A 20658-nucleotide genomic window follows, 5' to 3' on the forward strand; every position below is an offset into this window, starting at 1 on the left:
CGCGGGCACGGCGCGACCGTGCCGGTGCCGCCGCCCGGGTCCCGCTTGGACGGCGTCATGGCGGAGACCGGGCGCGACCGGCTGTGACACAGCACGCCGGCGCCGACCACGGCGGGCAGGGCGCGCCGCCTACTGCGACGGCCTCACCGGCAGGCTGGTCGCGACCCCGCGGTCGCCTCGCCCCACCGGCTGAGCGCCGCCCCGGCCCTCGCCGCGGAGCGGTCGGCGGAGGCGGCGCATCCACCTACGACGGCGGGGAGGCGGTGCCCGTCGTGTCGGCGGCGGGGCCGGAGCCGTCGTCGGCGGTCTCCGCGGAGTCGGAGTCCGTCCGGGAGTCGCCGGTGTCGTCGCGCGCGACCTGGATGCCGTCCAGACGCTTGCGCATGGACTTCATCAGGAAGTACAGCGCGACGCCCACGGAGGCGATGGCGACGAACCCGAGCACGCCGGGGGTGACGGTGTCGGCTGCAGGCCCCTCGGAGGCCAGCGTTACCAGGGCGTTCATGCCGTTCATACTCTCACCGTGTCGCGCACGCCCGCGAAGAGGTCGTCCTCGGGGACGTCGGTGTCCACCAGCGAGCGTGCGAGGTGGTAGTCCTCATGCGGCCATGCTTCGCGCTGCACGTCCATCGGCACCGCGAACCAGAACCCGTTGGGGTCGATCTGGGTGGCGTGGGCGATCAGGGCCCTGTCGCGCGTCTCGAAGAACTCGTCGCACTTGACCTGCGTGGTGATGTCCCACTCGGGGAACTCGCGCTTGCGCATGCGCTCCAGCCACTCGGCGAGGGGGTTCTCCAGTCCGCGCTCGTCGAGGAGTTCGGCCACGCGCTCGAACCGCGCCTGGGGGAAGGAGACGTGGTAGTAGAGCTTGAGGGGCTGCCAGGGATCGCCGGTGCCCGGATAGCGCTCGGGATCGCCCGCGGCGTCGAAGGCCTCGACCGACACCTTGTTGGTCATGATGTGGTCGGGGTGGGGGTAGCCGCCCTTCTCGTCGTAGGTGGTGACCACGTGCGGACGGAACGACCGCATCGAGCGCACCAGGGGCTCGGCGGCGGTCTCCAGCGGCTGCATCGCGAAGCAGCCTTCGGGCAGGGGCGGCAGAGGGTCGCCCTCGGGCAGGCCGGAGTCGACGAAGCCGGCGAACTCCTGGTGGACGCCGAGGATCTCGCGGGCCTCGGCCATCTCCTTGCGGCGCACCTCGGCGATGTTCTCGCGGATCTCCGGGCGGTCCATCGCCGGATTCAGGATGGAGCCGGCTTCTCCGCCGGTCAGCGTGACGACGAGCACTTCGGCGCCCTCGTTCACATAGCGGGCCATGCTGGCCGCGCCCTTGCTGGACTCGTCATCGGGATGGGCATGAACGGCCATCAGCCGCAGACGCTCGGACAACGGAACGGTCCCCTTGGGTAGTCGCGTGAGACGAATGTACGGGCGGGAAAGGCGTCCGCCCGCGGGATCGGCCCGCGCCGCCGGCCTTGCGGACATGCGAGGCAGGGGTGGGACAGGGGCGACCCGGGACGGGGCTATCTTAGACAACGTAGACCCCATGTTCGGAGATTCCCGTATGCCCGACCGCCCCGCCGGCTCCACGTCCGGCGAACCCGAGCCCGCGTCCGGCACCGCCGAGTCCGCCGCCTCGTGGACGCGGCGCCGCCTGGGCAACACGCCTGTCTTCTTCGTGGTGGGGCTGCTCGCCGCCGTGGTCTTCACGATCGGCTGGGGATACGCGCTGATGAGCTACAGCGGCTCCGGGGGCGCTTCGGTGCAGGTGGTGTCCTGGCAGACCGAATCGCAGGAGGCCAGCGTGAGCTTCCAGGTGAACAGCGACGCACCCGCCGAATGCGTGATCACCGCGCGCGACGACAAGCATGTCGTGGTCGGGCAGAAAAGCGTCGACGTCGAATCGGGAATCCGCGACGTCACCGCGACTGTTGACACGATTCGTGAGGCTTCCGCGGTAGAAGTGGGCTCTTGCAGGGAACAGAGTCCCACAAGGTAGTCCGGCTCCGCCGCCCGTCCGGGCTCCCCGCCGCCCGACCACGCCCATCCTCCAGCCACGCCGCGCGGACCAGCGTTTATCGCCCCGCCGTCCGAATGGCGCGGTGATAATCTCGTAAGTTCATCTACGGCCGATACGGCCGCAGTCACTAGTAGCACCAAGGGAGTTCCCGTGACCGAGACCCGCGATGACAACGTCACCTGGCTGACTCAGGAGGCGTATGACCGGCTCAACGCGGAGCTGGAGCACCTTACGGGCACTGGTCGTATCGAGATCGCCGACAAGATCGAAGCCGCCCGCGAAGAGGGTGACCTCAAGGAGAACGGCGGCTACCACGCCGCCAAGGAGGAGCAGGGCAAGATCGAGGCCCGCATCGCCCAGCTCCAGAACATCCTGCGCAACGCGCGCGTGGGCGGCGCGCCCCCGAAGGCGGGCACCGTCGCTCCCGGTATGACGGTCACCATCAAGTTCGAAGGCGACGACGAAGAGGTCACCTTCCTCCTCGCCTCCCGGGAGGAAAGCGGCGCGCCGATCGACGTGTACTCGCCGAAATCGCCCCTGGGCAGCGCCATCAACGGCAAGAAGATCGGCGAGACCGTCTCCTACACGCTGCCCAACGGGCGCAGCGCATCGGTCGAGATCATCGACGCCGTCCCTTACGGCTCCGAGTCCTCCTGACGGGCTCCCACAGCACGCAGTACGCATCGAGAGGGGGCGGCCGAGCGGCCGCCCCCTCTCGATGGCGGGAGCGGATTTCGGACCTGCGGTGATCGCACGTCCGTTCCCGGCCGGATCCGGCCCGCGGCCTCGCCCCGGCCCCGCCGCCGTCCGGTGGCTGCTCGCGGCCTGCGGTGACACCATATGTCGGTGGCCTATTCCCCGTACCCCTGGAACAGCACGCCCCCCGGCCCGCCGGGGTATCCGAGCCCGCCCGCCGGACCGGCGCCGTACTACGGCTCTGGGCAGCACGGTGGGGGGCAGCGGCCCGCGGCCTCGTTCGGCCGGCGCCTCACCGCCCGCGTGATCGACTACGCGGTCATCGGCATGGTCGTCGTCGTGTCCTTCATCCTGATCTCGCTCCTCGCCGAGGTCTCGACCGGCCGGCAGGACATCGCCGACCGCTACTTCGACGCGTGGGCCTACCTGTTCCTCTTCGGCACCGGCCCGGTCATGTTCCTGCACGACTGGCTGTGCAACGCCGCCCGCGGGCGCACGCTGGGCAAGGCCGCGATGGGCATCCGCGTCGTCCGCAGGGACGGCGGCCCTCTGCGCCAGGGCCAGTCGGCGGGCCGCGCCGCCGTCTTCGGCCTCCCCCAGACCCTGCCGTGCCTGGGCACCCTGTTCACTCTGCTCGACTGCCTGTCCGCGCTCGCCGACGCCGACACCCTGCGGTCACTGCACGACCGCATCAGCGGAACGATCGTGGTCCGCGGCTGACCGCCCCGGTGCGGACACCTTCACCAGGAATCCGCCACCGCCCGCCGGAGACGCAGCGCGTCACCCGCCTTCCTCCGGCTCGGAGTCCGGGCAGGCCGGTGCGCTGTCGCCGCCGCGTACGTGGGCCGCGGGAACGTGGTCGTGCGCTGAGATCCGGAACCACGTGTCGCTGACCCCCTGCGGTCCGGTGACCTTCGTGCCCGCCTCATGACAGAGGACGTCGACCGACGCCCCCGCGGAGGCGAGCCCGCGTTCGGGGTGGAACGTGCCCGGTCCCGACCGCACCGGCACGGTCTCCTCGGCGGCGGCGCCGGAGATCTCCCCGGGGTGGGCGTACCCGGCCGTCCACAGGTAGTCGACGTGCACCCAGGCGTTGGTGGCCAGCTTCAGCCCGTCGTCGAACGTACCGTCGGCGAGGTCGATCCCGGCGGGGTTGAGGACCCGGCGACCGAACCCGTCGAGGCCGCCGTTGTAGCCGTACTGCCGCGCCGCCTGCGCCTGCGGCAGACCGCGCGGCAGGTCCGCCCAGTCCTCGCGCTCGGCATTCCAGTAGTCGTCGGTGATGTTCCACGGGCCCACGTCCCAGACCGGCGCGTAGACGCAGCGGCCCCCGGGCTCCGTGCCCTCCCGCTGCCCGCCGCCCTCGCCGGCCTGCTCGGTGCACACCCGCACCGTGTAGTCCCCGGCACCGCGCTCGGACAGGCCGCGCCGCGACGGCAGCGCGACGAAGTGGGCGTTCTCGCCGATGCGGTACCCGTTGGCCGTCAGCCGGCCGACCTGGCCGATACGGGTCGCGAACACCCGCGCGGAGTAGGGCCGGGGCCGCTCGGGCAGGGCCTGGTCGGCGTCCTGGCCGTCACCGGCCCCGTCGTGGTCCGCGTCCGCGGAGCCGCCGACGCCTTCGGCATCGGCATCGGCATCGGCATCGGCATCGGCATCGGGCCCATCTTCACCCGGCCCGGCGTCGCCGCCGCCGTCCGCGGCGGATCCCGGCGCCTCCTCGGCGCCGTCCCCGGACTCCTCCCCGGACGGCTCGGCGCCGCCCGACTCATCCGTTTCCGGCTCCGTCGGCTCCGGCTCCGACTCACCGGCGGGTCCGTCCGCCTCGCCGGTGTAGCCGACGGGACGCAGCCGCACGTCGGAGACCACGACCGCGCGCTCCCGGGGCTGCCCGCTCTCAGCCGAGCCGCCCTGCTCGGCGCCGCCGACCGAGATGCGCACCTGCAGCCGCGCCACGGGAGCGGGCAGTCCGAGGCGGGCAAGCACCTGCGACTCCGCGTGCGTAGGCGCCTGCCCGTCCCCCTCGTCCGGGGTGACCTCGGGGCGGTTCGTGCGCCACTCGGTCCACATGCCGTCGACGCGCACCCCGCGCGCCTCGACGACCAGGCCGTTCGCGGTACCGGTGAGGTCCATCCACACCTCGACGGCGCGGGCGGGCTCCTCCAAGGGGTGGTCGGCGAAGGTGGCCGAGGCCCCCGAGGACCCGGCGGTGCGCTGGGCGGCACCCGGATTCCGCGATGCGGGCAGCCGCAACTCACCGCCGCCTGTCAGCTCGGCGCCGACCCGGTCGGCGGCCGACGGTTCCTGCTCGATCCAGCCCGTGCCCGGCGGCCCGGCCGGTGCCTCCGCCGCCGCGGCGGTCGGATGCCCCAGCACCATCGGCGGAATCAGCAGCAGAACACCCGACACCCCGGCACACGCGGCCTGTCCCCAGGAAACCGACATCTTGCCCCCTCACTGCGTCACTCTCAGTAAGAGGGAAACCACAAAAAGCGGCAATCGCGGCGCGCCGGGCACACCGGAACAGGGCAGGGTAAAGACGCCCGAGCGGGGATATGCCCGGGCGCCCTCGGCTCTGGATCAGTTCTCGAAAGCCAGCACGCAGGCCGTAAGGCTGTGCACGTGGTTGCGCCCGGCGACAGGGCCGATCTCGCCTGCGGCGAAGAAGCCGCCCACACTCTGGATCCCCAGGTTCTGCTGCACCAGCCGGACGTCGTGGTCGGAGGTGGCGAACATCGCCGTACCGCGGCTGTTGCAGGAGAACAGCAGCGCCGCCGCGCTGCGCCCGCCGGTCTCCTCGTTGAACACCTGCAGGCGGTCGACCAGATCGGCGGCCGCACTGTCGTAGTCGCGGACCTGGAAGCGCACCGTCTGGCCGACGTCGACCATGTCGCCGATGGTCAGCGAACCCGCCTCCGGGTCGGCACCCACCACCGAGCGCACGAGGAAGTCGCCGTGTTCGTGGTCGTCTGCGTACTCGTCCATGGCGATGCCGATGTGCAGGCCGTTGGCCGCCAACTCCTGCTCTTCCGGCGGAAGCGAGTTGACCAGGCTCTCCAACCGCTCGTAGGCGGAGTCGCCGGCCAACTCCAGGATGACGTTGCCCTCGGCCTTGGTGACGACCATGGCGCGGCCGATGGGCCGGCAGCCCTGGCTGACCATGGTGCCCACCACGCCGGAGCCGCCCAGCATCAGGCCGACCGCACCCGCGTCGACGACCTCGCCGCCGCAGAACAGCCGGACGGAGTCCTGGCCGCGCATGCCGTCGGCCAGCCCGCCCACGATGGGCAGTCCGTCCAGGGCGTCGGTCGAACGCTCCACGAACGACTGCGCCGGGAACTCGTAGGGGTTGACCAGCAGCAGGGCCGCGCGATCGTCGGAGTCGGGCTCGTGCATGCCCACGACGGCCAAGTGGTCGCCCTCGGGGATGACGTCGAGCCGGAAGGGGGCCAGCGTCACGTCAGGCAGATGCGCCGCCCACACGCTCACCGCGCCCTGCTCCTCCATCCCGCGGCCGGCGCCGACCACACCCGTCGCGCTGCACCCGAGTGTGACCGCGTCGCCGGCCAGCGCCATCACGCGCTGACCCGCCAGAGTCACTTCGTCGGGGTCGGCGCCGCAGACGAAGAAGCAGATGAGGTCGGCGTAGGCGTCGAGCGAACGCGTCGCCTCCAGCACCGCCCGCTCGGCGGCGCTCACTAGGTCGGCGCCCGTCGCCAACGCGTCACCGAACCTGGCCATCGACTGCCACCTCGCTCATCGGACCCGACGTCTTCAACCGGACCATACTCCCAGTCACACGCGGTCAAACCCGTGCGGCGCCTGACGTATTTCGCCACATCCCCACACCGAGGCGAGCGGCCGGCGCGATGTGGCCCAGGCCACTGGCGGAATCCGCGCGCGTGCATAGACTCGACCCCGTGTCTGCCTCGACTGACGGCCACACCGTCCCCGAGCCGCCCGCCCGCGAACCCGCCACCGCCCCGAGCGGAGACGCCATGCGTCACCTGCCTTCGACACTCGGCGCCCTGCGGGCCTCCGGGCACGTGCACCGCCCGGTCAAGCACGAGGTGCGCGACAACCTCCTGGCTCGCATGCGGGCCGGCGAAGAGCGCTTTCCCGGCATCGTCGGTTTCGACGAGACGGTGCTGCCGCAGGTGGAGCGCGCCCTGCTGGCCGGTCACGACCTCGTTCTGCTGGGCGAGCGCGGCCAGGGCAAGACCCGGCTGATCCGTACGATATCCGTGCTGCTCGACGAATGGACGCCGGTCGTGCGGGACTGCCCCGTCAACGACCACCCCTACGATCCGGTGTGCACGCGCTGCCGGACCCTGGCCGCCGAGGCCGGCGACGATCTGCCGGTGACGTGGTGGCACCGCGACGACCGCTACGGCGAGAAGCTGGCCACACCCGACACCGGTGTGGGCGACCTCATCGGCGACGTCGATCCGATCAAGCTCGCCGAGGGCCGCAGCCTCGGCGACCCCGAGACCGTGCACTACGGGCTCGTGCCGCGCACCAACCGGGGCGTGTTCTGCCTCAACGAACTGCCCGACCTGGCCGCGCGCATCCAGGTGGCGCTGCTGAACGTGCTGGAGGAGCGCGACATCCAGATCCGCGGGTACGCGCTGCGCCTGCCGCTGGACGTGCTGCTGGTGGCCAGCGCCAACCCCGAGGACTACACCAACCGGGGCCGCATCATCACCCCGCTCAAGGACCGGTTCGGCGCCGAGGTCCGCACCCACTACCCGCTTGAGCTGGAGGAGGAGGTCGACCTGGTGCACCAGGAGGCCGACCTCGTCTCCGACGTGGTCGTGCCCCGGCACCTGGTCGAGACCGTCGCCCGGTTCACCCGCCTGGTGCGCGAGTCCTCCTCGGTGGACGACCGCTCGGGCGTCTCGGCGCGCTTCGCGATCGCCGGCATCGAGACCGTCGCCGCCTCCGCGCAGCGCCGCGGCGCGCTCACCGGCGAGGACCACCCGGTCGCACGCGTCTGCGACCTCCCGCCGATCGTCGAGACACTGCGAGGCAAGGTCGAGTTCGAGGTCGGCGAGGAGGGCCGTGAGAGCGAGGTGCTGGCGCACCTGCTGCGCCGGGCCACCGCTGAGACGTTCCGCCGCACACTGGGCGGCGCCGACCTCACCGCGCTCACCGACCTGTTCGCCGACGGCGGCACGGTGGAGTCCGGAGAGCTGGTCAGCGGCACCGAACTGCTGCGCGGCTTGGGTCCGCTGCCCGGCCTGGCCGACCTGATCGCCCGCCTCTCCCCCGACGGGGACACCGGCGAGACCCCGGGCTTCGCGGCCGCGGCGGTGGAGTTCGCGCTGGAGGGGCTGTATCTGAACCGGCGGCTGTCCAAGGACACCGTGCGCGACCGCACCGTCTACCGGACCTGACACCGCCGCTCTGCCGCCGGAGGGGAGACCTCCCGTGAACCGCTTCCGCTACGGCGAATTCGACGACGGACCCGACCCACTGGCCCCGCCCTACGACGTGCGCACCGCGGTCGACGAGCTGGGCCGCGACATCATGGCCGGCAGCGACCCGAAGCGGGCGCTGCGCGACCTGCTGCGGCGCGGCACCCAGGGCGTGCGCGGGCTCGACGACCTGCTGCGCGACGTGCAGCGGCGCCGCGAGCAGATCCGCTCACGCGGACGCCTGGACGGCACGCTGGAGGAGGCGCGCGCCCTGCTGGACCGTGCGCTGGGCCAGGAGCGCGCCGAGCTGTTCCCCGACCCCTCCGACGACGCGCGGATGCGCGAGGCCGAGCTGGATTCCCTGCCTGAGGACACCTCGGCGGCGGTGCGGCGGCTGTCGGACTACCGGTGGCGGTCGCAGGCGGCCGCGCAGAGCTTCGAGGAGCTGCGCGACCTGCTGCGCCGCGAGGTCCTCGACACCCGTTTCCAGGGGATGAAGGAGGCGCTGGCCGAGAGCACCCCCGAGGACATGGAGCGGGTGCGCGAGATGGTCGAGGCGCTCAACGCGATGCTGGAGGCCGACGACCGCGGCGAGCACACCCAGGCCGACTTCGACCGCTTCATGGACGCCTACGGCGACATGTTCCCCGAGGAGCCCAAGCCGCGGAACCTGGAGGAGCTCGTCGACTCGCTGGCGCGGCGCGCCGCGGCGGCCCAGCGCATGATGGACTCGCTGACGCCTGAGCAGCGCTCCGAGCTGCAAGGGCTGATGGACGAGGCCAACGCGCAGTCGGGGATGAGCCAGGCCCTGGACCGGCTCTCCGGCGCGTTGCGCGCCCGCCGCCCCGACCTCGACTGGAGCGGCGGCGAGCGGATGGAAGGTGAGCAGGGCCTGGGCATGGGCGACGCCACGACCGCCCTGCAGGAGCTGGCCGACCTCGCCGATCTCGACGCCGCTCTGAACCAGCGCTATGCCGGGGCCGGGCTGGACGACATCGACGAGGAGGCGGTGCGGCGCGCCCTGGGCCGCGCGGCCGTCGACGACCTGGAGCGGCTGCGCGCGGTCGAGCGGGAGCTGCGCGAACAGGGCTATGTCGAGGGGTCGCGCAACAGGCTGCAGCTGACGCCCAAGGCGGTGCGGCGCCTCGGTGAGACGGCGTTGCGCGAGGTATTCGCCGACCCCTCGAACACCCCGCGCCCCGGCGGGCACTCCGACGACGCCGCCGGGCACTCCGGCGAGGCCGTCGGGTCCACGCGCCCCTGGGCGTTCGGCGACGAGGAGCCGCTGGATGTGGTGCGCACCCTGCAGAACGCCGTCGCCCGGGGCGGAGCCGAGGCCGGGGGGCGGGTGCGGATGCGCCCGGAGGACTTCGAGGTCGCCGAGACCGAGCGCCGCGACGCCGCCGCGGTGTGCCTGCTGGTCGACCTGTCCTACTCGATGGCGCTGCGCGACCTGTGGAGTACCGCCAAGCAGACCGCGATGGCGCTGCACTCGCTGGTGACCACCCGGTTCCCGCAGGACGCCGTGCAGGTCATCGGGTTCAGCGACTACGCGCGCGAGTTGCCCCCCAACGGGCTGGCCGAGCTGAGCTGGGAACCCGTGCAGGGCACCAACCTGCAGCACGCCCTGCTGCTGGCGGGGCGGCACCTGGACCGGCACGCCGACTTCGAGCCGATCGTGCTGGTGGTGACCGACGGCGAGCCCACGGCGCACCTGCAGCGCGACGGCTCGGCGGCCTTCGCCTGGCCGCCGTCACCCGAGACCACCGCGGCGACCTTGGCCGAGGTCGACCGCATGACCCGCCGCGGCGCCGACCTCAACGTGTTCCTGCTGGCCGACGACCCGCGCCTGGAGCAGTTCGTGGACGAGGTCGCCCGCCGCAACGGCGGCCGTGTCGTCCGCCCCGACGCCGACCGCCTGGGCGGCTACGTCGTCCGCGACTTCCTCTCCCGCAGGCGCCGTACGGCCTAGAACCGACGCCGTGCAGTCGAGCAGCACCCGCCCGCCCCCACGCCGTTGATCTTGTACTCACGGTGACTCTCGGCCGCCGCGAGTGACCTTAGGTACAAGATCAACGGCGTGGGGGCCGCGTCGGCGGGGGCGCCCGTCGGCGGTCAGTCGGGGTGGGAACTGGCCGCCATCGCTTCCTCCAGCGCGTCCTCGGTCGTCGCGCCCTCGGTGTACATGAGCTGATGGCGGTCCGCCGGCATCACGGTCTCGGTGTAGCGGACCGGCCGTTCCGGATGCTCGGAGTCGCCGCCGTAGGCGAGCCGCTCCTGCACGAGCAGCGGCACCCCCCGACCGATCCCGAAGGCCCGTTGCTGCTCGTGCGAGGGCATCTCGGCCCGGATGACGTCCCAGGACCAGGTCTGCGGAAATCCGAGGCTCGCCAGGACCTCCCGCGTCCCCTCCTCGATGTCCACCGGATCCCGCAGCCGGGTTCCGGCCGCGATGCCGCCCGGGTAGTAGGAGTCCTGGCGCTCCCACAGCTTCGCCCCGAAGATCCTGTCGCACCGCCGCCGCCACAGGTCCGACTTGTCACCGAAGCGATCGAGTTTCAGCAGCCGCGCTATCCGCTCAGCGTCCTCCAGCTTCACCGTCGTCACCGTGAGAGCGAGCCGGGGTTCGCCGAGCTGTCCTCCCAGCCGCTCCAGATAGCGCGTATACCGCTCGTCGTCCGGGAGGCCCCGGACGGCCGAGGCCAGGTGGACGGTCGGTCTGAGCCGCTCGGGAACTCTGCTGCCGCTGCCCTGCTGCTTGACGATGCGGCCGCGCTGCGCCAGATCGTCCAGGGCACGGCGCACGGTGTTGAGGGAGACGCCGTAGCGCTTCATCAGCTCGTCCTCGGTCGGCAACCGCCGGCCCGGTTCGATCTCCCCCTGGTTGATCCTGCGCACCAGGTCGTCGGCGATCTCGTCGCTGAGAGCCGCCATGGTCACCCCTCACCCCGGCAGCAGGAGCCGCCGGCCGCTCATGGAGCACGCACCCGAACGAACGGGTCTTCCCCTTGGTAAGACTTATGGGAATGAATCACCGGGAATGCATCGGACAGTAGACCGTCTGCGGCAGGCGTTCAAGACACGATCCCGAACCGCCCGCCCTGACGGCCCGACCGGGCGTGTCCGGGAGGTCGGCAGGTGACGCGGCCGGGCCGGGTCACCGGTCGTAGACGTTCACATCCGAGGCCGTCTGCAGCAGGTCGTGGGAGATCTCGCCCTCGGCGTAGAGCAGTTGGTGGCGGTCGGCCGGCAGGAAGGTGCGGGTGAACCGAACCGGCGTGGTGTCGGAGTAGGCCACCCGCTCATGGACGAGCAATGGGACGCCGGGACCGAGCCCGAACCGGGAGGACTCCTTGAGAGAGGGCATCTTGGCGCCCACGACGTCCCACGAGCCCGTCTGCGGGTATCCGAGCTCGGCCAGCGTCTTCTTGGTGCCGTCGGGGATGCTGGCGGGGCGGTCCAGGTCGGTGCCCTCGGCGATGTAGTCGGGGTAGAAGGACTCCTGCCGCTGCCACAACCGCGAGCCGAGGAAGCGGTCGTAGCGCCGGATGACGACGAAGCCCCGCGCGTCGGAGGGGTCGAGCTGAAGGAGGTGGGCCAGCATGCCCGTGGCCGCCTCGCGCCCGACCGTCAGCTCCTCACGCGGCACCTGGCCCTGCTCGCGGCGTATGCGTTCGATGTACTCGTCGTAGCGCTCGTCCTCGGCCTGCCCTTCGATCGGCGAGGCGAGGTGGACCGTGGGGCGGTAGTCGCGGACCCGGCTGCCGCTGCCCTGCTTGGTGTCGATGCGCCCGCGGCTGGCCAGCTCCTGGAGCGCCCGCCGTACCGTGTTGCGCGAGGTGCGGTAGGTCTGGATCAGCTGGTCCTCGGTGGGCAGAGTCTCGCCGGGGCGGTAGCGCCCGTCTTCGATCTCCTCCATGAGCTCCTGAGCGATCTCGATATGCCGAGGTTCCACTGCCACTCCCAGCGAGTTCTTCGATTCGTTCTAATGAGTCTACTCAAACGGCTTGACGGATGACTACATAGATCGCATCGTAAGAGTTGTAGGAATGAATCGCATAAGGCTGAACAGGAGACGAAGAAGTCTAAGCCGACCACCAGAGCGAACCCGAGCGGAAAGATTCATTCCTCTTCCGGCTCCCAGCCGGAACGTGCGGCCGTCGGACGGGTGGCCGCACGGAGCGAGAGGAGGGGCAATGTCCCTGGCAATCGGAATGATCGCGGTAATCGTCCTCGTCGCGTTGTTCAGCGCGCTGCTGGGCATGCTCGTCGCCGCCTCGATCGGCATCCGGCGCAGCGACCACGGCCGCTACCGGGCCCTGCGGAACGGGCGCGACGACAGCAGGTTCTCCGGCGCGGCGCGCAGCTTCAGCGGCCTCCGCTTCGTCGAGAACAGCTCGATCCCCGAAGCCGACGACGACGCGGAAGACGACGAGGGGCAGGACGACGGCCGCGGTGACGGCTCAGCCCGCAACGGCCGCCCGCACGCCGTCGCCTGACTCCCGGCGGGGATCGAAACCCCGGTTCGCTCGGCAGGCGCGCCGCGTGCCCGGCCACCCCGGGCACGCCCGCCTCGCCGGCGCCTACCGGATGTCGACCCAGCGGCACACCTGCCGCGTGCGGCTCACTGCTCCAGAGCGCCGGTCAGGTCCGCGATCAGATCGTCGGCGGACTCGATGCCGACCGACAGGCGCACCAGATCGCCCGGAACCTCCAGCGGGGAGCCGGCGGCCGAGGCGTGGGTCATCCGACCCGGGTGCTCGATCAGCGATTCCACGCCGCCCAGCGACTCGCCCAGGGTGAACACCCGCGCTCGATCGCACACCTTCAGCGCCGCGTCCTCGCCTCCGCGCACGCGGAAGGACACCATCCCGCCGAAGGCGCGCATCTGCCGCTGGGCGACCGTGTGCCCGGCGTGCTCGGGCAGGCCCGGGTAATAGACCTCGGTCACGGCCGAGTGGCGCCCCAGCGCCTCGACGACGCGCTCGGCGTTGGCGCAGTGCCGGTCCATGCGCACGCCCAGCGTCTTGATGCCGCGCAGGGTCAGCCACGCGTCGAAGGGCCCGGCGACGGCACCCATCGTGTTCTGGTGGAAGGCCAGCCGGTGGCCCAGGTCCGGGTCGGAGACGACCAGGGCGCCGCCGACCACGTCGGAGTGCCCGCCCAGGTACTTGGTGGTGGAGTGCACCACCACATCGGCGCCCAGGGTGAGCGGGCGCTGCAGGTAGGGCGAGGCGAAGGTGTTGTCGACGACGAGCAGCGCGCCGCCGTCGTGGGCCACCCCGGCCAGCGCTTCGATGTCGCTGATGGTCAGCAGGGGGTTGGTCGGCGTCTCCGCCCAGATCGCCACGGTCTCGGGGCGCACGGCGCGGCGCACCGCCTCGGTGTCCGACTGGGGCACGGCCTCCCACTCCACTCCCCAGCGCTCAAGCACCGTGGAGAACAGCCGGAACGTGCCGCCGTAGGCGTCGGAGGGGATGATCACGTGGTCGCCGGGCTTGGCCACCGTGCGCAGCAGGGTGTCCTCGGCGGCCATGCCCGAGGCGAAGGCCAGCCCGCGGATGCCCGATTCCAGCGCCGCCAGGCACTCTTCCAGCGCTCCGCGGGTGGGGTTGGAGGTGCGGGAGTACTCGTATCCGCTACGCAGCCCGCCGACGCCGTCTTGGGCGTAGGTGCTCGTCTGGTAGATGGGCACCACGACCGCGCCGGTCTCGGCGTCGGCCTCCTGCCCGGCGTGGATGGCCAGCGTCTCGAACCCGTCGAACGTCATGGGCAACACACTAGGTCAGTGCGAAGGGTGCGGGCGCGGCCTCCACAGGACTCCACCGGAATCAGCCGAGAAGCTCGTCGATGTAAGCCTCCCACGGCGGCCCGGGATCGGCGGGGCGGACAGCGGCGCGCAGGCGCTCGGCCTCGCCCGGCGAGTAGAACCGGCGAAGCGCGTCGGCGAGGTCGTCGACATCGTCCGGGGCGCACAGCAGCCCGTCCTTCCCGTCCGCCACCTGGTCGGCCAGTGCGCCTGCGCGGGTGGCGATCACCGGAAGGCCGTGCTCGTGAGCCAGGTGCACGTTCTGGCTGGCCGTCGCCGAGCGGTAGGGCAGCACAAGCGCGTCGGCCTCGGCGAACAGGCCGGGCAGCTCGTCGGCGGGCACGTAGCCCTCGCGGAAGCCGACGCGATCGGCGACTCCCAACTCGGCCGCGAGATCGCGCAGCTCCCGCGATCCGCCCCAGAACTCGCCGGCGACGGTGAGGCCGACGTCGGCGGGCGCGCTTCGGGCGAAGGCGCGCAGCAGCACGTCGACTCCCTTGTAGGGCCGGACGATGCCGAAGAACAGCAGCCTGCGGCGCGGTCCGCCGCCCGCCGCGGGGACCGGGCCGGCGTCTCGGGCGCGGGGCAGGTGGGGCGGCAGCGGGGCCCAGCGCACGGGGACGCGCTCGCCCACGAGCCCGCGGGCGGTGCGGGCCTGTTCGGGCGAGTGCGCCAGGACCGCGCCGACGCGCCGCACCAGGGTGCGCATCAGGGCGGCGTCGCCCCGTCTGCGCTCGTGCGGCAGCACGTTGTGGCACAGCGCCAGCGTGCGTGCCCGCCGCCCGACTCCGGCGAGGACGCCCAGGTAAGGCACGGCCTGGGCGGGAATCAGCACGGTGACCACGACCAGATCGGCGGCCGCGCCCATCCTGCGGCCGGCGCGCCACCACCCCAGCGGTCGGTTCCAGGACAGCTCGCGCCGAGTGGCGGAGAACGGCTCTCCCTCGGGAGCGGACACGGTCTGGCGGCCGGGATACAGCAGCGCCGGATACTGGGCCCGCCACGACTCGACGGCCACCTCGTGTCCGCGCGCGGCCAGCCGGTGGGCCAGTTCGGTGGTGTGGAGCGCGCCGCCGCCCTTGTAGGGGTGGGCTGGGCCGACCAGGCAGATGCGCATGGGCGGCTCAGGAACCGTCGCGCGAGCGCACGATCAGATCGGCCAGCAGGGCCATGGCCGCCACGATCAGGCCGCTGGTCACCAGCATGATCGTGTTGTTGGGGACGTAGAGCGGCTGACGCACCTGGTCGAAGACGAACTTGGCCGCGCCGATGCCCAGCAGCCACAGCGCGAGCGGCATCAGCACCTTGAGCGGGTTGAAGTACATGACCATCCGCAGCACCTGCAGCAGGTAGCGGTAGGCGTCGCGGACGAAGTGGAACTTGGAGGTGCCCGACCGCTTGGCGTAGTCGATCGGGATGTAGAGGACGGGGTGCTGGTTGGACAGGAACGCCAGCGTGAGCGTGGTGACGCAGGAGAACCCGGGCGGCAGCAGGCGCAGATAGGGCAGCGAGACCTCGCGGCGGAAGGCCCTCAGCCCCGAGTTGAGGTCGGGGATGCGCGTGTTGGTCAGCCGCTCGGCGAGCTTGCGGATCAGCCACTTCATTGGGACCCGCAGCACCCGGTGGCTGCCCGATTCCTGAGTGCGTGCGCCCACCACCTGGTCGAAGCCGGAGTCGGCGGCGAGCAGGTCCACGAACTCGGGGATGCGCTCGTTGGGGTAGGTCATGTCGGCGTCGGTCCACACGACGATGCGACCGCGGGCGCGCTGGGTACCGAGGCGGCGCACCGTGCCCGCGCCCCCGTTGTGCCCGAAGGCCACAACCCTCAGGTGCGGGAACAGCGGCTCGGCTTCGCGCAGCAGCGCCAGGGTGTCGTCGGTCGATGCGTCGTCGACCGCGAGCAGCTCATAGGTGTGGCCCGAGGCGTCCATCGCCGCGCAGACGCGCTCGACCTCCTTGATCACGTGCTCCTGCTCGTTGTAGCAGGGCAGCACGATGGTGACATCGGGCGCCTGCTCGGGCGCGCCGCCTTCTTGGTTCAGGGACATCTCGCTCACGGTGGGGTTCAGGATAGCTCCGCGGCTCAGCGGTGCGGTCAGCGCACGACGGCGACCCACACGTCGCCGTCGAAGACCCACGCGCCTGCCGGCGGCTCCATCAGCGTGCTGGGATCCTGCTCGGTGTTGACGTCGAAGGGATGGCTTATCCGGGTGCCCGGCGGCACGTGCGGAAGGATGTGGCGCGGTTGCGAGGCGGCGAGCACGGGGGTGCGGCCGCGCTCCTCGATCTCGGCGACGACGCGCGCGACGTCGCGGCCCGGTTCGGAGGAGCTGAGGCCGGCCGCGGGCACGCCGCACATGCCCCGCACGAGCTGAAGATAGCCGCCGTAGAGCCCGTCGACCACGAGCACGCTGGCGTCGTCCGGTATGGCCCGGCACAGTTTCCGTGTCGCTTCGACGCTGCCGACGTCGGAGCGGTAGGTCATCACCCCCGCTGCGGTGATCGCGGTGGGCACCAGCATCGCGGCGATGCTCGCGGCCGCCGCGACGGCCGCCGTCGTCCGGCGCACCTCCGGGCGGCTCACCTCCGGCTCGCTGTTCAGCCGACGCGTCAGCCAGGCGGCGAACCACACCGCGAAGAGGATGAACGCCGGCAGCACCAGCACGATCAGCCGCCTGCTGGCCCAGGGGTGGTCGGGGGTGATGGCGGGGCGCAGCAGTGTGGTGACCACGGTCCACGACAGCACCATCGCCGGCAGCACCCACTGCGGCGCCCTGCGGCTCATGATCCGGCGCACGATCAGCGCCGCGCCGAAGCTCGCCAGCAGTACCGTGCTCAGCCCCACGTACCAGCCCACCCAGTGCAGGCTCATCTCGTAGTAGGTGCGGTCGGGGTGGACGGGCAGGCCCTCAAGCTCCTGCACCTGGCCGATGTAGGCGGCGGTGGCCTCGTCGCCGTGCCCGGTGTCGGTGTAGAGCAGCGGGCGCAGCGCGATCACGGCCATCACCGCGATCACGGCCCAAGCGGCGGCCGTGGGCAGCCACGAGGGCCGGTCGCCGCGCGGCAGGCCGCGCCGCCACAGCAGCGCCACCGCCGCCGCGACGCAGGCGACCACGGCCGCGCTGATCCACAGCAGCGGCACGAGCGAAGCCGAGAGGTGCTCCAGGTAGGGGCGCGAGAGTCCGTAGCCGGCCACGGCACCGTAGCCGACCCCTACCGCCAGACCGCCCAGCAGCGGCAGCGCCTGGCCGCGCCGGGCCACCAGCAGCAGCCCGGCGAAGGCCACCAGGGGAAGCAGGTCGCGCAACGCGGTGATGCGTACCATCAGGCCCAGCCCGAAGACCAGCCCGGAGGCGGCAGCCAGCGTGTGCCACCGGCTCCAGCCGCCGCCGAGCGCGGTCCTGCGCGTCAGCGCGTCGAAAGCCAGCACGAGGGCGCCCAGCAGCAGTACCTGGGCGACGGGTTCGCTGTAGGTGGAGCGGCTGATCCACTGCTGGGTCTGGCACACCGCCAGCACCGACGCGGCGGCCGGCGCCCAGCGCGGGCCGATGAGGCGGGCGGCCAGCCCGCCGAAGGTGAGCACGCCCAGCCCGCCCACGACCGGGGGCACCAGGACCATCCCGGTGAGCCCGCCCAGCCAGTGGCCGACGGTGTAGACCAGCGGTGCCCCGGCGAGGAACTGGGGCCAGATCACGTCGCCGACCTCGTAATAGGCCAGGCTGCCGTAGACCAGGGCGGGATCGTCGCCCGCGATGAGGCCGCGCTGCTGGGGGATCGGCAGCCGGCCGTGCTGGGCGATCCAGGCGGTGTACTGCGCGTAGGAGGCGGGGTCGCGGCGCACGACGAGGATCTCGGAGTGGTAGCCCAACTGCACGGCGACGAAGGCGACGGCGATCCCCGCGGTCAGCACGAGCGGCCACCACGGCAGCCGGGCGCCGTCGCCGTCCGACGGCCCGGGCACCGACCGCACGATCAGCACCACCCCCGCCGCCACGGCCGGGATCCCCAGCAACGCGCCGGTGAGTGGAGTGAGCACCCCGGCCACCAGCAGCGGAAACGCCACGAGGAGCCAGGCCGCCAGGACGACTGCCGGCGCCGCGGTGACGCGCGCGAACAGGCGTGCGGAGGTCCATCCCATGAGGGCACCTTCTCAGCTTCGGCAGCCGGGCCGCGCCACCCCGGGCGCCTGCGGCGCCTGTGGCGCGTGGGCCCCCGAGGGCGTGGGGGATCGGCGCCATGGGCGGTGCAGCCCCGGGTTCCCCGCGAGTAACATGTGCCCCGGCGCAGGGCCGCTCCCTCACTCGCCCCCAGGCGGTTCCGGGCGCCGAGCTCCCTGCCGGCGACGTGGAAAGGACCTCCGTGGGCGCGGAAACCCCTCTGGATCTGTGGCGCTCCGCCGTCGCGGCGGATCCCGCACGCCCGTTCGTGACCGTCTACGACGAAGCCACGGGCGGCCGGGTGGAACTGTCGTTCGCCACCTTCGACAACTGGGTCTCCAAGACGGCGAACATGCTCGTCGACGGCCTCGGCGCCGAGCCGGGTGAGCGGGTCGGACTGGCGCTGCCGCTGCACTGGCAGAGCCTGGTGTGGCTGCTGGCCTGCTTCTCGACCGGCACGACCGCCGTGGCCGGCGCGCCGGGCCGGGTACCCGAGTGCGACATCGCCGTGGCCGACGCCGACCGCCTGTCGGCGGCGCTGGACACGCCCGCGCGCGAGGTCGTGGGGACGTCGCTGCACCCGCTGGGCGCTCCTCTGGACGAGTGCCCGCCGACGGCCATGGACTACGGCGTCGAAGTGCGCGGCTACGGCGACCACTTCGCCGGCGCACCGGTGGATCCCGCAGCGCCGGCGTTCGAGGTCCCCGCGGACGCTGCCGGCGGCACCGACCTGCTGGGGACCGAGATCTCGGCGGGCACGCGCACCGGCGCCGAGCTGGCTGAGGCCGGCCGCCGGAAACTGGCCGAGTGGGGGCTGACAGCCGACGATCGCGTGGCTATCATCACCTCCGCACCGGACTCCCCCGCCGCCTTGGGATCGCTCCTGGCACTGCTGCTGGCTCCCCTCGCCGGCGCGATTCCGCTCGTGCTGCTCCCCGGCGGCGCTTCGGCTAGCCTGCAACAGCGGCTGGACATGGAGCGCGCCACGGCGACAGCCGGTGCGCAGGCCGGCGCTCCCGCTCTCGCCGACCCCCGCAGGCTGCTGACCTGACCCCTCCCCTCATTGGTGCGAAATGCCCGGAAAACGCTCGTCCCGAGGCTCCGCGAAGGGCCGCGCGGCGCGGAAGAGCCTGTCTGTGGGCGGCTGGATCGCGGTACTGACGACCGCGGTGGTGATCGGAACCAGCCTTACCGCCTATGCCGCCTACTACGACATCTACGGCAACATCGAACAGCAGAACATCAACACGGACGCGTTCGGCGACCGGCCCAGCAGGGTCGAGGGCGCGATGAACATCATGGTGATCGGATCGGACATCCGCACCGGTGAGAACGGCGAATACGGCGAGGCCGAGGGGCAGCGCCCCGACACGCTCATCATCGCGCACATCTCCCCCAACAACGGCCGAGCGACGCTGGTCAACCTGCCCCGCGACCTGATGGTGGACCTGCCCGCGTGCGAGGGCCAGGGCGACACCGCAGGCATGCCCGCTCAGCGCGGCATGATCAACTCGCCGATGTCCCTGGGCGGCGTGCAGTGCCAGTGGAAGGCCGTCGAGACCATCACCGGCGTCCACATCGACCACTTCGTGAGTGTCGACTTCACCGGGTTCAAGGGCATCGTCAACTCCCTCGGCGGCGTGCGGATGTGCATCCCCGAGCCCATCGACGACCCCAAGGCCAAACTGCACCTGGAGGCCGGCGAGCAGAAGCTGAACGGCGAGGAGTCGCTGGGCTACATGCGCTCGCGCTACGGCCAGGGCGACGGCAGCGACGTCAGCCGCATCGAGCGCCAGCAGGAGTTCCTCGGCGCGATGCTCAACCAGGTCATGCAGGGCGAGATCCTCAGCAGGCCGAGCACCATCACGGGCTTCCTCAGCTCGGTCACCGAGACCATGACCACCGACGACGAGCTGACGCTGGAGGTCATGACCGACCTCGCCATCTCGATGCGCGAGGTCGACCTCGGCAACATCAACTTCGTCACCGCCCCCAACGGCGCCGACCCCACCGACTCCAACCGCCTGGCACTCAGCCAGCCGCAGGCCTCGGAGCTGTTCGAGACCATCGCCAAGGACCAGAGCATCACCGGCGACGACGGCGGCAAGGGCGGCGGTGACGGCGGCGGCAGCGGCGAGGAGAAGGCGCAGGTCGAGCCCGGGGACATCTCCGTGGAGGTGCTCAACGGCGAGGGCACTCCCGGCCTGGCCGACCAGGTGGGCCAGTGGCTGACCACCGAGGGCTTCCAGGTCGCCAACACCGGCAATCCGGTCCAGGTCCCCGCCCAGACCACGATCTACCACGGGCCCGGCAAGAAGGCGCACGCCCAGGCCCTCGCAGACGAGGCCGTCAACGCCACCGTCGAGGAGAACCCCAACCTCGGCGACACGGTACAGCTGGTGCTCGCCCAAGACTGGGACGGTTTCACCAGCACGGCCGGCGAGTCCTCCGGCGGCGGGGCCGGCGGCGTGGACGGCACCACGGCGAAGGAAGCCAAGCAGCAGTGCGGTTAGGGCGTGTGCTTCGCGGAGCGCCGGCCGCCGGCGCTCCGCGAAGCAC

18 protein-coding genes are annotated in these 20658 nt (G+C 71.8%); 8 read left to right on the forward strand and 10 right to left on the reverse strand.

Annotation, left to right across the window (positions count from 1 at the left end):
- Window positions 1-244: 244 nt before the first annotated feature.
- Complete coding sequence (locus tag LP52_RS21345) at window positions 245-505, reverse strand: hypothetical protein (protein WP_040276210.1); 261 nt, start codon at window positions 503-505, stop codon at window positions 245-247.
- Window positions 506-510: 5 nt separating this feature from the next.
- Entirely contained in the window at window positions 511-1389 is an 879-nt protein-coding gene (gene mca, locus LP52_RS21350; RefSeq protein ID WP_040276152.1) for a mycothiol conjugate amidase Mca, read from the reverse strand.
- A gap of 157 nt (window positions 1390-1546) precedes the next feature.
- Here mca and LP52_RS21355 point away from each other — a divergent pair, with 157 nt between their 5' ends.
- The 3 genes from LP52_RS21355 to LP52_RS21365 all read left to right on the forward strand — a co-directional run bounded on the left by LP52_RS21355 (window position 1547) and on the right by LP52_RS21365 (window position 3436).
- On the forward strand, window positions 1547-1999 hold the full coding sequence (locus LP52_RS21355) for a DUF4307 domain-containing protein (protein ID WP_238581036.1): 453 nt from the start codon (window positions 1547-1549) through the stop codon (window positions 1997-1999).
- A 171-nt stretch (window positions 2000-2170) separates the two neighbouring features.
- The gene (greA, locus tag LP52_RS21360; protein WP_040276154.1) at window positions 2171-2677 is read left to right on the forward strand and encodes a transcription elongation factor GreA; all 507 of its coding nucleotides are present in this window, start codon (window positions 2171-2173) and stop codon (window positions 2675-2677) included.
- Between the two features lie 189 nt (window positions 2678-2866).
- Complete coding sequence (locus LP52_RS21365) at window positions 2867-3436, forward strand: RDD family protein (protein WP_040276211.1); 570 nt, start codon at window positions 2867-2869, stop codon at window positions 3434-3436.
- Between the two features lie 60 nt (window positions 3437-3496).
- Here LP52_RS21365 and LP52_RS21370 read toward each other — a convergent pair whose 3' ends face one another.
- Together LP52_RS21370 and LP52_RS21375 are read right to left on the reverse strand one after the other, a co-directional pair.
- Complete coding sequence (locus LP52_RS21370; protein WP_040276155.1) at window positions 3497-5161, reverse strand: hypothetical protein; 1665 nt, start codon at window positions 5159-5161, stop codon at window positions 3497-3499.
- Between the two features lie 135 nt (window positions 5162-5296).
- Entirely contained in the window at window positions 5297-6457 is a 1161-nt protein-coding gene (locus LP52_RS21375; RefSeq protein WP_040276156.1) for an FIST signal transduction protein, read from the reverse strand.
- Window positions 6458-6714: 257 nt separating this feature from the next.
- Here LP52_RS21375 and LP52_RS21380 point away from each other — a divergent pair, with 257 nt between their 5' ends.
- Both LP52_RS21380 and LP52_RS21385 read left to right on the forward strand, forming a co-directional pair.
- Window positions 6715-8112: a sigma 54-interacting transcriptional regulator gene (locus LP52_RS21380; RefSeq protein WP_040276212.1), complete on the forward strand. Its 1398-nt coding sequence runs from the start codon at window positions 6715-6717 to the stop codon at window positions 8110-8112.
- Window positions 8113-8146: 34 nt separating this feature from the next.
- Window positions 8147-10105, forward strand: a complete 1959-nt coding sequence (locus LP52_RS21385) for a vWA domain-containing protein (protein ID WP_040276157.1) — start codon at window positions 8147-8149, stop codon at window positions 10103-10105.
- Window positions 10106-10248: 143 nt separating this feature from the next.
- Here LP52_RS21385 and LP52_RS21390 read toward each other — a convergent pair whose 3' ends face one another.
- Entirely contained in the window at window positions 10249-11067 is an 819-nt protein-coding gene (locus tag LP52_RS21390) for a GntR family transcriptional regulator (RefSeq protein WP_040276213.1), read from the reverse strand.
- Window positions 11068-11290: 223 nt separating this feature from the next.
- Entirely contained in the window at window positions 11291-12088 is a 798-nt protein-coding gene (locus LP52_RS21395) for a GntR family transcriptional regulator (protein WP_040276158.1), read from the reverse strand.
- 241 nt (window positions 12089-12329) lie between these two features.
- Here LP52_RS21395 and LP52_RS21400 point away from each other — a divergent pair, with 241 nt between their 5' ends.
- Window positions 12330-12632: a hypothetical protein gene (locus tag LP52_RS21400; protein WP_040276159.1), complete on the forward strand. Its 303-nt coding sequence runs from the start codon at window positions 12330-12332 to the stop codon at window positions 12630-12632.
- 125 nt (window positions 12633-12757) lie between these two features.
- Here the strand turns inward: LP52_RS21400 and LP52_RS21405 are convergent, their stop codons facing one another.
- From LP52_RS21405 to LP52_RS21420, 4 genes are all read right to left on the reverse strand, one after another.
- Window positions 12758-13903, reverse strand: coding sequence for a cystathionine gamma-synthase (locus tag LP52_RS21405; RefSeq protein ID WP_040276160.1), 1146 nt, complete (start codon window positions 13901-13903; stop codon window positions 12758-12760).
- A 61-nt stretch (window positions 13904-13964) separates the two neighbouring features.
- Window positions 13965-15059: a glycosyltransferase family 4 protein gene (locus tag LP52_RS21410; protein WP_040276161.1), complete on the reverse strand. Its 1095-nt coding sequence runs from the start codon at window positions 15057-15059 to the stop codon at window positions 13965-13967.
- 7 nt (window positions 15060-15066) lie between these two features.
- Window positions 15067-15990: a glycosyltransferase family 2 protein gene (locus tag LP52_RS21415; protein WP_040276214.1), complete on the reverse strand. Its 924-nt coding sequence runs from the start codon at window positions 15988-15990 to the stop codon at window positions 15067-15069.
- A 47-nt stretch (window positions 15991-16037) separates the two neighbouring features.
- The gene (locus LP52_RS21420) at window positions 16038-18080 is read right to left on the reverse strand and encodes a hypothetical protein (protein ID WP_040276162.1); all 2043 of its coding nucleotides are present in this window, start codon (window positions 18078-18080) and stop codon (window positions 16038-16040) included.
- Window positions 18081-18301: 221 nt separating this feature from the next.
- Between LP52_RS21420 and LP52_RS21425 the strand changes: the two genes are divergently transcribed.
- Both LP52_RS21425 and LP52_RS21430 read left to right on the forward strand, forming a co-directional pair.
- On the forward strand, window positions 18302-19150 hold the full coding sequence (locus LP52_RS21425) for a TIGR03089 family protein (RefSeq protein WP_040276163.1): 849 nt from the start codon (window positions 18302-18304) through the stop codon (window positions 19148-19150).
- 85 nt (window positions 19151-19235) lie between these two features.
- Window positions 19236-20612: an LCP family protein gene (locus tag LP52_RS21430; protein ID WP_238581037.1), complete on the forward strand. Its 1377-nt coding sequence runs from the start codon at window positions 19236-19238 to the stop codon at window positions 20610-20612.
- Window positions 20613-20658 lie beyond the last annotated feature (46 nt).

The sequence above is a fragment of the Streptomonospora alba genome (assembly GCF_000826685.1).
Taxonomy (GTDB): domain Bacteria; phylum Actinomycetota; class Actinomycetes; order Streptosporangiales; family Streptosporangiaceae; genus Streptomonospora; species Streptomonospora alba.